Below are 13,716 nucleotides of genomic sequence, written 5' to 3' on the forward strand. Positions count from 1 at the left end.
TGGGGCGGGTAGGGCTCGAACCTACGACGACCGGATTATGAGTCCGGGGCTCTAACCAACTGAGCTACCGCCCCTAATAAGGAGGTGAGTGTCATACCTTACATCTATCCCAACACTAAGCATTAATTGGCAATATTCACATGCTCACACAGGATAATAAAAAGTATGAAAACTAGAGCAGTATTTATCTCTGTCATTTTTCTATTTCTATCAACTCAACCAGCCACCGCTGCCCCTATCTATACCTTTCCAGTTGCCGGCTGCACCGTTACCTATACCAAATACCATCATGATTATCCGGCCGCAGATATTTTTGGTAAAAAAGGTTGCGCATTTGTCTCACCCATTGCAGGTGTAATAGATGAGGTAAACAGTGTTGACAAGTGGAGTGGTAAAACAAATCTTGGCGCAGATCGCGGCGGCCTATCAATCTCAATCATTGGTGATGATGGCCTTAGATATTATGGAAGCCATCTTTCTAAAATTGAAGCAAATATTGTGCCCGGCTATCGAGTTACAACTGGGGAAAAGTTAGGTGAGATTGGATCATCCGGCAGTGCTCGGGGAACTAAGCCTCATCTGCACTTTGGTATCTCATACCCAACTGAAAAAGGTATTTGGTGGGTGAGACGTGGCGTTGGTTTAGAGAGTAAAGGTAAGACGCCACCATTTAAATATTTGCAAGCTTGGCAGATGGGTAAAGATTTGAAACCAAAAGTTGTAACACCTGCGGTAATTCCAGCTGAGCCTACGAAGTAAATAAAAATAAGGCCCGCTATTTCTAGCAGGCCTTAATTCTTTTTCGAGAGTTGCTCGAAAGGTTAATGGTTATTTATGCAGGGTTTACAGCGTCAGCCTGAGGACCTTTTGGACCTTGGACTACTTCGAATGTAACTGCCTGACCCTCTTCAAGGGACTTGTAACCGTTTCCTTGGATTGCTGAGTAGTGAACAAAAACATCTTGTCCGCCACCATCAACTGCAATGAAACCGAAACCCTTTTCAGAGTTGAACCACTTAACTGTACCTGTTGCCATTTAGCTTTTTTCCTTTGATTATGTTGGACTCTTGCAATATAACAAGCGCCGGTCTTTATTCTTACAGCGAATCCCAATCAACAATCAGTGGAACGGGTACTGCCAAGCGTCGGACTGTTGCAAAGTTTACCCTGCTATTGGCTAATTGCGAAAAGAGATGTATAAATCTCTTACTGCATTAGGCGCTGGTGGGCTGGGGAAGGTCACACCGAGTGATCTAAAGGCAGGTACTAGTGAGTAAATCTCCAATTTATGCTGGGCGAATACTTATTTATTCAACCCCGGCAGCCCTGACTCAACATATTGAGTGGGCGCTTAATCAAAATCTTGGCTATCAAGTGGAGCCAAATTGGGTCAATCAGCCACTATCACCTGGCGCAAAAGCAACTGAGGTGGATTTTTATAGCGACCAACCAGTGGCGGCAAAGATTGCAAAAGCTTTAATCAGCTGGCGTTACTTAAGATTTGAGATAACCCAAAAATGCAAGAAAAATGGTGATGCTACTTTGTATCGCATCACCCCAGATCTTGGTTTGCACCAAGCATCTCTGGCATCAAATGGTGATGTAGTTTTAAATGAACATCAAGTAAATAAGTTAATTCAAAATGCACCTTCACAAAAGAGATTGCAGCAAGATCTTGAGAAAGCACTGGGTAATCAATGGGAGATTGAGTTGGAGCCTTATCGGTTAGCACTTGCAGGTGGATCTGCAGAGATCTTTTCAAATATTGGATAGGATTAGTGCATGAATTTTGAAGCCTCTGATCGGATCAAATTTGCAACCGGTATTTTAGCTGCGGCAATTTTATCCTCCGGGCTTACTCTTGGGCTTTATAAGGTTGGCTCTGGTCTTGCCTCTCGCGCTGGTAATGCAATTACCGTTACTGGCACCGCCTCTGAAAATGCCACTGCAGATAATGCAGTCTGGAATTTAAATTTAAATGAATCTCAAAAAACTTTAGCCGCATCGGTTAGCAAAATTGATACCAGCGCAGAAGCATTAAAGAGTTACCTATTAAATGGTGGAGTTACTGCAGATCAAATTGAGCTTGGCCCAATTAACAGTAATCCGTTGATGGAGTACATAAATGGAAATCCAACTGGGCGAGTTATTTCCTATCAGGCATATCGCACCGTAACTGTTAGAACTAAGGATGTTAAGTTGGTTTCAAAGCTAAGCAATGAGATTGGCTCCCTGCTTGCCACTGGCGTAAATGTGGGAAATTATGGACCTTCCTATTACCTTTCAACCTTAGATCAAATGCGTGCAAAATTATTAGCTGCTGCCATGTTGGATGCAAAGGCCAGGGCGCAGGCGATCACGGAAGCGGTTGGTGGTGAGGTAGGTTCTCTTATCTCCGTCTCATCTGGTCCAACCCAGGTGACAACTAAGGATTCACTTGAGCGGACAGCTGGTGGCTTTTATGATGTTTCAACAATTGATAAAACAGTTAATGTCACTTTATCTGCAAGTTTTAAAACTAATTAACTAGCTTTTAGCAGGGCGCGTATTTGAGGGTCTTGCTCAATTTTGGCTAGAAATGGCAGCTCTGCTGCTTTTTTATGTGGATTAATTTTTTCAAAAATAATTCTCCCCATTTCAAAGGCCATCAAAATTAAGGCTGCAGGCAGAAGATCCACGCTGCGCTTTAAGAACCAAGGAGTGCCATTACGTAGCATCCACTTGACCTTCTGCGCCCGACTTTTGTGAGTTACAGATAATTCATATGGCAATGAGATTGCCCAGCCGCGCTGGCGTAATTGCATTGCGATATTTCTTGCCAACATAAAATGGCCAGCAGGGCCAGGATGCATTCGATCTATATGCCAATTCCGCAGGTTATGAACATCATTTATCGCTCTAGTTTTGATGGTTACGATCTCAAACTCCAGGGCTACTTTGCGATAGACCGCATTTACCGCATTAACTCTTCTGCTGAGCACCCTACTCATTAACCTTGGCAATCTAAGCAACTTATTTGGATCATGTAACTCCACCATGATTATTTCACTACCCATTGCCAGTAATTGTTGGCAGCAACTGCGTAGATTGTTATAAAGCGTAATTGGGTCAAAACCATTACGGAGCATGTCATTACCACCCACAATTACCGCACAAATATCTGGATTTTGTCGCAGCGCTTTTGGTAGTTGCACCGCTAATACTTCAGCGGATTTCGCACCTGGCCTAGAAAAATTATAGTAATCACAGCCATCTTGAAAGGCATCTGCTAGGAATCCAGCCCAGCCACGAAACTTTCCTTTATTGACTTCATCTCCAGTACCAAATGCTGCGCTGTCGCCAAGGACTACAAAGGTTGGATGAGATCTAATCGCATCCATTTTAAGCAACTCTTAACCTACGTTTTGTAACCACCATGGGTTGCTTAGCACCATGTAGCTCCAGCATTTTGTGAACAGTATTTGTCCAAGAGTAAAGCTCTGCCTGCTTTCTGGCAGTAACTCTTAAAGAGCTATCACGGAGTAATTTATTTATCTCATTAGCAAAGGATGCACCATTATCTTTCGCCACCGCCCCGGCCGGGTTAGTAGATGTAATATCTAAAATCTCACCCACCGCGCTAGATGCCGAGGCAACAACTGGTGTGCCAGAGGCAAGTGATTCAAGTGCGGATAAGCAAAAGGTTTCAAGTGGGCCAGGTGCGATTGCCACATCAGCTGAGGCTAGATACTCAGCAACTTTTTTACGATTTGCAATATATCCCAACATCTCAACCGGCAAATTGCTGCTTTGTTTTCTAATTTTTTTCCACAACGGGCCGCCACCAATAATTACTAGTCGCACATCAATCCCAGCTTCTATCAGTTTTTCTACCGCCTGCACACTTCTTGCTGGCTCTTTTTCTGGTGAGAGCCGGCCGCAGTGAATTAGTAGATATCGTGATCCTTTGAGAAGTGAGGTACGTAGCGCCAAATCACGATTTGCTGGATTGAACTGCTCTAGATCAACACCTAAGGCAATTTTATTTAAATTGGTTATTCCAATTTGCTCAAACTCAGCTGCGGCAAAATTGGTAGTAGCAATTACCTGATCAAAATTGCTGGCTAATTTTCTATTATGCCAGTTCACAAATTTGCTGCGAATAGCTGTGGGGATAAAGCCGGCATACTTTTTAACTAGACCATTTAAGGTTTCATGGGAGAAAACTAAGCTGGCAATCTTGTTTTGCTTCGTCCATTTTCCAACCTTCATCAAGGTGAAGCGATCTGAGACCTCCACCCGATCCGGGTGTAAAAACTCTAAAAGATTAAGTAATTGCCGGTTGCTGCGGATAATTTGATACCCACCGCTACCGATCAAGGTGATGCTAGGCAAGCTGATTTTCAGCCCAAATGGGGTCTGCTCCTTTAAATACCTTGGGCCAGGGACAATATAAATAAACTCATGACCATACTTTAAATAACCGGCGCCCAACTCATGCAGAGTTGTTTTAATACCACCAGAGCTTGGGCCATAAAAGTTTGCTACATGGACAATTCTCACGCCACACCTACCGAATCTGATTGGCTGGCTGATTTTTCGCTGATTACCTGCTGATAATGCTGGCGTAGTTGATCCATAATATTTTGCCAAGTGCGCATACTTACTGAATCTCTGGCAGCAATTCGCATCTGCTTGCGATCTAATCTGCCTCGGTGTTTGGTTACTGCTTGCAACAAAGCGGCGCCATCTTTGGTATCAATAATGTATCCGGTGCGGTTATCAACTACTAAATCTGCTGGCCCACCAGTAAGTGGCACAATCGCTGGCACACCACTAGCAAGTGCCTCCTGCACCGCCTGACAAAAAGTTTCATTAGGGCCAGGATGAATAAACAGATCAAAGCTGGCGTAGATTTTGGCCAACTCATCTGCAGATTTAAAGCCAAGAAATATTGCGCCAGGCAGTAACTGCTCAAGTTTTTTACGATGAGCGCCATCTCCCACAATTACCAGTTGAATATCAGGATTGTTAGCTAAAACAGCTAGATCACTAATTCGTTTTTCCTGCGCCAATCTGCCGACAAAGCCAATAATGGTTTTCTCTTGGTTGATGCCACGCCAGCGAGTGCGCAACTCTTCATCTCGTTTTGCTGGATTAAACAAGTTGCTATCAACACCTCGTTGCCACAGGTGCACATTTGGTACACCAGCAAGATGTAGATCTAGGCAGGCGGAGTTTGACGGCGCCAAGGTGCGATCTGTTTGGGAGTGAATTCGATAAAGAATTTTCTGCAGAGAGTTTTGAGCCGCACCCAAGCCATACTGTTTGGCAAAGCCACCTAAATCAGTTTGATAAACTGAAACTGTAGGAATTTCTAACTGCTTGGCTAATTTTCCAGCGTAGGAGCCAAGGGCAAAAGGTGAGGCCAAGTGAATAACATCGGGTGAGAAGCCATCTAGTAAATGTTTTAATTTTCGTTGTGGTAAACCCATCGGCATATTCACTGGTAAAAAGTTTTGAGTTGGAATCGCTGGTGTAGTTCGTACTTGGTGGCCGGCGTAAGATCGAGGTGTACCAGGACAGGTTGGCGCAATTACCAATGCTTGATCATTGTTTTGAGCTAAGTTTTCTAAGATGCGAAGTACTGAGTTGGTAACGCCATTTACATTTGGCAAAAATGATTCTGTGACCACCGCAACTCTCATAAAGGTAGGGTGAGGCACTCAGGAAGCCTTAAGTAAAGGTTGAGGTTAAATGTTGATGAAGGCCAGGTGAAAATAGGCGCCGCAATCTACCCCCGAGTAACATTGAGGTATGAAAATCGCAGTCTGCATTAAACAGGTTCCAGACTCTTGGGCTGAGAAAAAAATGGCGGGTCAAGTTTTAGATCGCGCCAATGTTGATGCAGTTTTAAATGATTTAGATGAGTACGCAGTTGAAGAGGCACTTCGGATTGTGGAGGCAAACTCACCAAGTAAAGAGGTGGGTGAGGCAAGTGGCCATACCATCACATTAATTTCTATGGGACCAGAGCGAGCTAGCGAGGCAATCAGAAAAGGTTTATCCATGGGCGCTGACAATGCGATTTTGGTAAGTGATGCATCTTTGGCAGGGTCGGATGCACTCGCCACCTCATTAGTTTTATCTGAGGTAATTAAAAAAGAAAATTATGATCTAGTTATTTGTGGCACCGAAAGTACTGATGCCCGAATGAGTGTAGTGCCAGCAATGATTGCTGCTCGATTGGGTTGGGCGCAATTAACCTTCGCCGGAAAAGTTAAGGTTGATCTTGCTAATACAGCTGTTGAGATTGAGCGGGTGACTGAGTTTGGTAATCAAGTCATGAGTGCAAAATTTCCAGCACTTTTATCGGTGGTTGAAAAGATAAACGAACCAAGATATCCATCATTTAAGGGAATTATGGCGGCAAAGAAGAAAAGTATTACCACGATGACAATTGCAGATACTGGAGTTGATGCCAGCTCAGTTGGCCAATCTGCTGCTTGGAGCGCGGTTAAAGATGCCCTACCAAGGCCACCACGTGGTGCTGGTGTGAAATTAACTGATGAGGGAAGCGGCGGCGAAAAGTTAGTTGAGTTTTTGGTAGAAAAGAGGCTGGCATGAGTGAGGTTTTATTTTTAGTAGATCATCTTGGTGGAAAGATAAGTAAAGCAACGGGTGAGCTTGCCACCTACGCTAAATCAATTGGTGATTCGGTTGCGGTAGTTTTTGCGCAAAGTGCAGATGAGATTACTTCACAATTAAAGGTATTTGCAGTCGATAAGGTAATTACCGTTGCAGGTGAATGGGACAAGTACGGCGCTCCGGCAATTGCTGATGGTCTAGCGCAGTTAATAAAGGCTAAAAACCCAGCTGCAGTTTTGATCACCTCATCGGCAAATGGCAAAGAGATTGCCGGCAGAGTTGCGGTTATTTGTGGCTCTGGCATTATTACCGATGCGGTAAATGTAGATAAGGATTTAATCACCACCCAATCAGTTTTTGGTGGCTCAACAACTGTTCACTCAACTGTGACCAAGGGTGTGCCAATCATTACTTTGCGGGCTAATTCAATTGAGGCGGTAAGTGCCACCTCATCACCAACAGTTGAAACCTTTGCTGCAACTATTTCTGCGGCAGCCAAATTGGCACCGATCTCATCTGCCACTCCAGTAGTTAAGGGCGGGCGACCAGATTTAACTGAAGCATCAATTGTGGTTTCAGGCGGGCGTGGCACAAATGGAGATTTCAAACCAGTTGAAGCGTTAGCAGATGCGCTGGGCGCAGCAGTTGGCGCTTCCCGTGCTGCCACCGATGCTGGTTGGTATCCACACTCACACCAGGTGGGCCAAACTGGAAAAACTGTTTCACCACAGCTCTACGTTGCAGCCGGAATTTCAGGTGCGATTCAACATCGCGCTGGTATGCAGACAAGCAAGACAATTGTGGCAATTAATAAAGATCCAGAGGCACCAATTCTTGAGATCGCAGATTTTGCAGTAGTTGGTGATTTATTTAATGTTTTGCCACAAGCCACCGCACAGATTGTTGCGCGAAAGGCTTAAATTACATCACCAATCGGTGCAACCTTTAGACTTACTACGTGAGTATCTATTTTGATCATGCTGCCACCACACCTATGGCAGAGGCTGCAGTAATTGCACTTAATACTCAATTAAAAAAATTAGGTAATGCCTCCTCACTGCACTCAGCTGGCAGGTCGGTGCGAAAAGATTTAGAGGCGGCGCGGGAGGGGATTGCTAAGGCTATTACTTGTGAAGCTAGTGAGGTGATATTTACCGCAACTGGCACTGAGGCAAATAATTTGGCGGTCAAAGGGCTGTATTGGAAGGGTGTGAAGGAGAATAAAAAAGTAATTATCACCTCAACCTTTGAACACCATGCAGTAATGGATCCAATTGTTTGGTTGGCAGAGCATGAAGGTGCTCAGGTCGTGGGGATAAATGTTGATTCCAAAGGATTTATAAAATTAGATGAGTTGAAGCAAGCGGTTTCAGAGCATGCTGGTGAAGTTGCATTGATTTCAATTATGCATGCAAATAATGAGGTGGGCAGCATTCAAGATATCGCCCAAGTGGTAGCAATTGCTGGGCAGATTCCAGTTCATGCAGATTGTGTGCAAAGTTTTGGCAAAGTTGAGCTTTCATTTAAGAAACTGGGCTTAACTGCAGCCACAATTAGCGCACATAAGCTCGGTGGCCCGTTGGGAGTTGCCGCTTTAATCTTAAAAAAAGGTTTAGATATCGAACCAGTTTTACATGGCGGCGGTCAGGAGCGAGATCTTAGAAGTGGCACATTTAATGCTCCAAGTATTGTCTCCTTTGCAGCTGCTGCAACTGATGCGCAGGCAAATCGAAAAGTGCGAGAGCAAACTGTTAGGGGATTGAAGCGGGAGTTAATTCAAAGTATAAAGAAGAGTGTGCCAGAGGCACAGGTAAATGGAGATCTTGAAAAATCTCTACCAGGAATCGTCTCAATTACATTTCCTAAAACAGACTCCGAAGGTTTATTGCTACTGCTCGATGCAGAGGGAATTGCATGTTCAACTGGCTCTGCCTGCAGTGCTGGAGTGCAGCGACCAAGTCATGTGTTGATGGCGATGGGATTAAGTGAGGATGAAACCACCTCCACGCTAAGATTTTCATTAAGCCATTTGAATACCATCAATGAGATTGCCAGATTAGGATCGGTGATTGCATCGGTTGTGGCTAGATCAAAAGCAGCCTCAGGGAAAAAATGAAAAAATTAAAGGTAATAGCAGCAATGAGTGGCGGGGTTGATTCCGCGGTAGCTGCCGCCAGAGCAGTTGATGCCGGGTATGAGGTTGTTGGTGTCCACTTAGCACTTTCTAGTAATCCACAAAAGTATCGCTCGGGTGCTCGTGGTTGTTGCACCATTGAAGATTCACATGATGCCAGGCGCGCTGCTGATGTAATTGGCATTCCTTTTTATATTTGGGATATGGCGGAGGAGTTTCACAAAGGAGTAGTTGAAAACTTTTTATCAGAGTATCAATCAGGTAGAACACCTAATCCATGCTTACGGTGCAATGAAAAAATCAAGTTTGAAGCGGTGCTTGATCGCGCCAAGGCGCTTGGCTTTGATGGCGTTGTAACTGGACATTATGCAATCACTAAAGATAGCGCGGCTGGAAAAACCTTACATCGAGCAGCAGATATTGCTAAAGATCAATCATATGTTTTAGCTGTCCTTCGTACTGATCAGATTGAAGGGGCAATTTTTCCGCTAGGTGATACGGTGAAAACAGATACTCGTAAAGAGGCGAAGGAGCGCGGATTATTTGTGGCAAATAAACCAGATTCACATGACATTTGTTTTGTGCCATCAGGAGATAACGCTGGTTGGTTGCGAGATAAATTAGGCTCTGAAACCGGTGACATTGTGGATCAAGATGGTAAAAAGCTAGGTGAGCATAAAGGTGCTTATACCTACACAATAGGTCAGCGGCGCGGTTTAGCATTAACTGTGCCCGATCCAACTGGTGAACCTAGATATGTATTAAAGATTGAACCAAAGAGCAACACAGTTGTAGTTGGCACCCATGAAGCGTTAGCGGTTTCAACAATTATTGCTACCCCTCCTACCTGGTGTGGCCCGGCACCGCAGATCAATGCAGATTTATCTGGCTATGCCCAAGTTAGGGCGCATGGTGAACCACTCGCTTGTGAATACAAATTTGATGGCAAGAATCTAATTGCTAATTTGGAAACGCCAGTTTTTGGATTAGCAACTGGGCAAGCATTGGTTATTTATGATGGTGATCGGGTGGTTGGCTCTGGCACGATTTGTGAAACTATTTAAATATGAGTGCAGCAATTAGGCATCAGATTCAACAATTATGTGAAGAGATCACTGATCATCAATTCAAATATTATGTATTAGACGCACCAACCATTACCGATGCCGCCTTTGATAAGTTGTGGAATCAACTACTAGAGCTAGAGCGTAAGTATCCGCAGTACCAGTTAGAAAGCTCACCTACCCTGCAAGTTGGTGGCGGTTTTTCTACCTCCTTTACTCAACATGATCACATTGAGAAAATGATGAGCTTAGATAACGTATTTGATCAGGAGGAGTTGGCTAATTGGTTTGATCGAATTGAGAAAGCGCAGATAAGAAATACCTGGCTGTGTGAGGTCAAAGTGGATGGCTTAGCCATTAATTTACTTTATGAAGATGGCAGATTAAGTAGGGCATTGACCAGAGGAAATGGCGCAACAGGTGAGGATGTAACATTAAATATTAAGACCATCAAATCAGTACCAATTGAATTGTCTGGAAAAAATCTACCAAAAACTCTTGAGGTCAGAGGTGAGGTATTTTTTCCACTGCAATCCTTTGATGATTTAAATGACTCACTAGTTGAGTCTGGTAAGCCACCTTTTGCTAATCCTAGAAATGCTGCTGCCGGATCTCTTCGCCAAAAAGATCCTAAGATCACCGCCTCTCGTCCGCTTGCAGTAGTTGTTCACGGCATTGGCGCAGCTACGGGAGTCTCATTTGAAAAGCAATCTAGCGCTTATGAATTACTAAAGGGTTGGGGATTGCCAACAAGTGACAAGTACAAGGTGGTTTCAAATCGTAATGAAGTTTTAGATTTTATTAATCAATATGAAAAAAATCGCCATAATGTAGAGCATGAAATAGATGGTGTAGTAATTAAGGTAAATGAAATCGCTTCACAAAATTCCTTGGGTTTCACCTCCCGTGCGCCAAAATGGGCGATCGCCTATAAGTATGCACCGGAGGAGGTAGTTACTAAATTATTAGATATTAAGGTAAGTGTTGGTAGGACTGGACGAGTAACACCTTTTGCTTATATGGAGCCGGTGAAAGTAGCTGGATCAACAGTTACTAACGCTACATTACATAACGCGCAAGAGATTGCACGTAAAGGAGTTTTAATTGGCGACACAGTACTCATTCGAAAAGCAGGCGATGTAATTCCTGAAGTCTTGGCGCCAGTAATTGAAAAGCGAAATGGAAGTGAGCGGGCATTTGTCATGCCCAGTAAGTGTCCTAATTGTGGCAGCAAACTTCGTGCGATGAGTGAGGGCGATGTTGATATCAGATGCCCTAATTCGCAATCTTGTCCGGCACAGGTAGTTGAGCGGTTGTTTTATATTGGCTCAAGATCTGCCCTTGATATTGATGTTTTAGGTTATGAAGCAGCAGCTGCGCTGTTAGCTGATAAATTAATAGTTGATGAGGGTGATTTGTTTTCACTCACACTGAAAGATTTAAGTAAATCTGAATTTTTCACCAAAAAAGATGGCTCACTGGGAGCGATTGCTGAGCGTTTTATTGCGGGGCTGGAGGTAGCCAAAAGGCGACCACTTTGGCGAATATTGGTTGCACTTTCTATAAGACATGTTGGGCCAACTAGCGCACAAGCACTTGCCGATAATTTTGGTTCAATTACAAATATCCAAAAAGCAACCGCGGATCAGCTTGCCAACATCGATGGTGTCGGCGGTGTTATGGCTGAGGCAATTATTGAGTGGTTTAGCGTGGATTGGCACAAACAAATAATAAAGAAATGGGAGAAGGCTGGTGTAATGCTGGTAGATGCACCTAAGGAGAAACTAAAACAAACCTTAACTGGATTAACGATCGTAGTTACTGGATCCCTCAATGATTTCACTCGGGATGGGGCTAGTGAGGCGATTATTGCCAGGGGTGGCAAGGCAGCATCTTCTGTCTCTGCAAAAACGGATTATCTAGTGGCAGGAGATGCTGCTGGATCAAAGTTAGATAAGGCACAAGAGCTTGGAATTACCATACTGGATGAGGCAGGATTTAAATTATTACTTGAGAAAGGGATAAACTAATCAAGTGATAATGCTTAATGAGAATCTGCGGGAACTACCGATGTCGCCAGCATTATTTGGCTTGGTTACCTTTGGAATTCTCTCACTCCTGCTTTATTTAACCCTTCGTATTGACCGGGATTAATTATCAGCGCAGTAAGTAAAGAGTTTGCAATATTTGGTGGAACTTTTGATCCCATTCATCTCGGTCACCTACATCTTATAAAAGAGATCTCAAATAAATTTGAAAAAGTGCTGGTTATTCCAGCAGGAGCTCCTTGGCTCAAAGACAACCCACCGCTGGCAAATTCTGAACAGCGATTTCAAATGGCTGACCTTGCTGTTACCTCAATGGGCCTTGCTGAAAAAGTAGAGGTACTTCCAATTGAAATTAGAAAAGCGGGTAGCAGCTACACAATAGATACTGTTGAGGATCTTAAGCAGATTTATCCAGAGGCCAACTTCACCTTGGTAATCGGCTCTGATGCCGCGTTGCATCTAGATAAATGGCATAGATCTGCTGATTTATTAAAGTTAGTGAAGATATTGGTGGTCAAGCGACCAGCAACTCCACCCTCAGATTTTGAGGAAATCTCAATTAAAGCATTGGATATCTCATCAACAAAGGTGAGAAAATCAATATCTAATCGAGAGAATGTAAGCAGTTTATTACCACCCAAGGTGGTTACATTTATTAGAGAGTATGGGTTATATGGCAGTCGGTAGTGAAACTATAGAGTTAACCAAGATTGCAGCTGCAGCATTGGCAGAAAAACTAGGTAGTGAAATTGTGGCAATTGATTTGTCTGAACAATTAGTTTTAAACCAAGTTTTCCTAATTGCAACTGGAAATAATGAGCCACAATTACAAGCGTTAGCTGATGAGGTTGAGAAAAAGTTGGCTGCTATTGGTCAGAAGCCTGCTCGAAAAGAGGGAAGTAACTCCTGGATTTTGTTGGATTACACCGATTTAGTTGTGCACATTCAAAGCAGTGAGCTTCGAAATTACTACATGCTAGATCGCCTTTGGAATGATTGTCCAACAATTGAATTAGAGTTAGAGCAGGTGAATCGGTAATGAGTAGTGCTAACACACCAATACGAGTGGTTTTATGGCGACATGGACAGACTGATTGGAATGTTGAAAATCGATTTCAGGGACATTCAGATATCCCATTAAATAAAGTGGGTGAGTATCAAGTGGTTGAAGCGGCAAAAGTACTTGCTGCTTTAAGGCCAGATCGAATTATCTCCAGTGATTTAATCAGGGCGCAAAAAACTGCTGCTGCCCTTGCCGATTTAACTAACATTAAAGTTGAAATAAATCCGGGAATAAGAGAGACCAACGGAGGATTATGGGAGGGCAGAACCGCTACGGAAAACAGAGCTTCCCACGGTGATTTATTTGCTAAGTGGTATGAAGGTGGAGATGAACCAGCGGGTGTGACTGGTGAGCGAAGGAGTGATGTAGCAAAGCGTGCGGTAGCGGTAATTGAAAAAGAAACAGATAATTTCTCTGGCACGGTAGTTTTTGTAACCCACGGCGGAACTGTAAGAAGTGTTTTAGGTTCAATTCTTAAATTACCGATTCCACAATGGGGAATCATCGGCGGCCTTTCAAATGCATGTTGGTCAGTCCTAGAGTTAACAAAGCATCACACTGGCAGTAAGTGGTATTTAGCAGAGCACAATGCCGGCTCATTACCTGAGCCTGTCTTTGGAGATGATGCGGTCAATTAGATAAGGTTGCACCTTCTAATACACAAGCGGGGCTGTGGCGCAGCTGGTAGCGCACTTGCATGGCATGCAAGGGGTCAGGGGTTCAAATCCCCTCAGCTCCACGTTATTTAAATCAACAGGTAAGGGGAGTAGTGGTAGTGAA

At 43.8% G+C, this 13,716-nt stretch carries 15 protein-coding genes and 2 tRNA genes; 12 read left to right on the plus strand and 5 right to left on the minus strand.

Annotation, left to right across the window (positions count from 1 at the left end; genetic code table 11):
• A tRNA-Ile gene (locus B1s21160_RS01730) sits at positions 1-74 on the minus strand.
• A 91-nt stretch (positions 75-165) separates the two neighbouring features.
• Here B1s21160_RS01730 and B1s21160_RS01735 point away from each other — a divergent pair.
• Positions 166-759, plus strand: a complete 594-nt coding sequence (locus B1s21160_RS01735; RefSeq protein ID WP_095672155.1) for a M23 family metallopeptidase — start codon at positions 166-168, stop codon at positions 757-759.
• A gap of 73 nt (positions 760-832) precedes the next feature.
• Here the strand turns inward: B1s21160_RS01735 and B1s21160_RS01740 are convergent, their stop codons facing one another.
• On the minus strand, positions 833-1,036 hold the full coding sequence (locus B1s21160_RS01740; RefSeq protein ID WP_009612185.1) for a cold-shock protein: 204 nt from the start codon (positions 1,034-1,036) through the stop codon (positions 833-835).
• Positions 1,037-1,269: 233 nt separating this feature from the next.
• Between B1s21160_RS01740 and B1s21160_RS01745 the strand changes: the two genes are divergently transcribed.
• Positions 1,270-1,773: a DUF3145 family protein gene (locus B1s21160_RS01745; protein ID WP_095672156.1), complete on the plus strand. Its 504-nt coding sequence runs from the start codon at positions 1,270-1,272 to the stop codon at positions 1,771-1,773.
• A gap of 9 nt (positions 1,774-1,782) precedes the next feature.
• A complete protein-coding gene (locus B1s21160_RS01750) occupies positions 1,783-2,526 on the plus strand; it encodes an SIMPL domain-containing protein (protein WP_095672157.1) in 744 nt (247 codons plus the stop codon).
• Here the strand turns inward: B1s21160_RS01750 and B1s21160_RS01755 are convergent.
• From B1s21160_RS01755 to B1s21160_RS01765, 3 genes are read right to left on the minus strand one after another with little or no spacing between them, the layout of a single operon-like run.
• A complete protein-coding gene (locus B1s21160_RS01755) occupies positions 2,523-3,380 on the minus strand; it encodes an SGNH/GDSL hydrolase family protein (protein WP_095672158.1) in 858 nt (285 codons plus the stop codon). The two genes, B1s21160_RS01750 and B1s21160_RS01755, sit on opposite strands and share 4 nt — an antisense overlap.
• A 1-nt stretch (position 3,381) precedes the next feature.
• Entirely contained in the window at positions 3,382-4,632 is a 1,251-nt protein-coding gene (locus B1s21160_RS01760; RefSeq protein WP_223297972.1) for a glycosyltransferase, read from the minus strand.
• On the minus strand, positions 4,539-5,687 hold the full coding sequence (locus B1s21160_RS01765; RefSeq protein WP_095672160.1) for a glycosyltransferase family 4 protein: 1,149 nt from the start codon (positions 5,685-5,687) through the stop codon (positions 4,539-4,541). The genes B1s21160_RS01760 and B1s21160_RS01765 overlap by 94 nt, the downstream gene beginning before the upstream one ends.
• Positions 5,688-5,796: 109 nt before the next feature.
• Between B1s21160_RS01765 and B1s21160_RS01770 the strand changes: the two genes are divergently transcribed.
• From B1s21160_RS01770 to B1s21160_RS01810, 9 genes are all read left to right on the plus strand, one after another.
• A complete protein-coding gene (locus B1s21160_RS01770) occupies positions 5,797-6,606 on the plus strand; it encodes an electron transfer flavoprotein subunit beta/FixA family protein (RefSeq protein WP_095672161.1) in 810 nt (269 codons plus the stop codon).
• A complete protein-coding gene (locus B1s21160_RS06500) occupies positions 6,603-7,547 on the plus strand; it encodes an electron transfer flavoprotein subunit alpha/FixB family protein (protein ID WP_095672162.1) in 945 nt (314 codons plus the stop codon). Before B1s21160_RS01770 ends, B1s21160_RS06500 begins: the two co-directional genes overlap by 4 nt.
• A gap of 38 nt (positions 7,548-7,585) precedes the next feature.
• Positions 7,586-8,743 carry a cysteine desulfurase family protein gene (locus B1s21160_RS01780; RefSeq protein WP_095672163.1) on the plus strand — a complete coding sequence of 386 codons (1,158 nt, stop codon included), beginning with the start codon at positions 7,586-7,588 and terminating at the stop codon, positions 8,741-8,743.
• Positions 8,740-9,825, plus strand: a complete 1,086-nt coding sequence (mnmA, locus tag B1s21160_RS01785) for a tRNA 2-thiouridine(34) synthase MnmA (RefSeq protein ID WP_095672164.1) — start codon at positions 8,740-8,742, stop codon at positions 9,823-9,825. The genes B1s21160_RS01780 and mnmA overlap by 4 nt, the downstream gene beginning before the upstream one ends.
• A 2-nt stretch (positions 9,826-9,827) precedes the next feature.
• Positions 9,828-11,855 carry an NAD-dependent DNA ligase LigA gene (gene ligA, locus B1s21160_RS01790; protein ID WP_095672165.1) on the plus strand — a complete coding sequence of 676 codons (2,028 nt, stop codon included), beginning with the start codon at positions 9,828-9,830 and terminating at the stop codon, positions 11,853-11,855.
• Between the two features lie 153 nt (positions 11,856-12,008).
• Positions 12,009-12,560 (plus strand): nicotinate (nicotinamide) nucleotide adenylyltransferase, encoded by a 552-nt coding sequence (gene nadD / locus B1s21160_RS01795; protein ID WP_095672166.1) that lies wholly within the window; start codon positions 12,009-12,011, stop codon positions 12,558-12,560.
• Positions 12,547-12,912, plus strand: a complete 366-nt coding sequence (rsfS, locus tag B1s21160_RS01800; protein WP_095672167.1) for a ribosome silencing factor — start codon at positions 12,547-12,549, stop codon at positions 12,910-12,912. The genes nadD and rsfS overlap by 14 nt, the downstream gene beginning before the upstream one ends.
• Complete coding sequence (locus B1s21160_RS01805) at positions 12,912-13,574, plus strand: histidine phosphatase family protein (RefSeq protein WP_095672168.1); 663 nt, start codon at positions 12,912-12,914, stop codon at positions 13,572-13,574. Before rsfS ends, B1s21160_RS01805 begins: the two co-directional genes overlap by 1 nt.
• Before the next feature lie 28 nt (positions 13,575-13,602).
• Positions 13,603-13,675, plus strand: a tRNA-Ala gene (locus B1s21160_RS01810).
• Positions 13,676-13,716 lie beyond the last annotated feature (41 nt).

This window comes from Candidatus Nanopelagicus hibericus (assembly GCF_002288005.1).
Lineage (GTDB): Bacteria > Actinomycetota > Actinomycetes > Nanopelagicales > Nanopelagicaceae > Nanopelagicus > Nanopelagicus hibericus.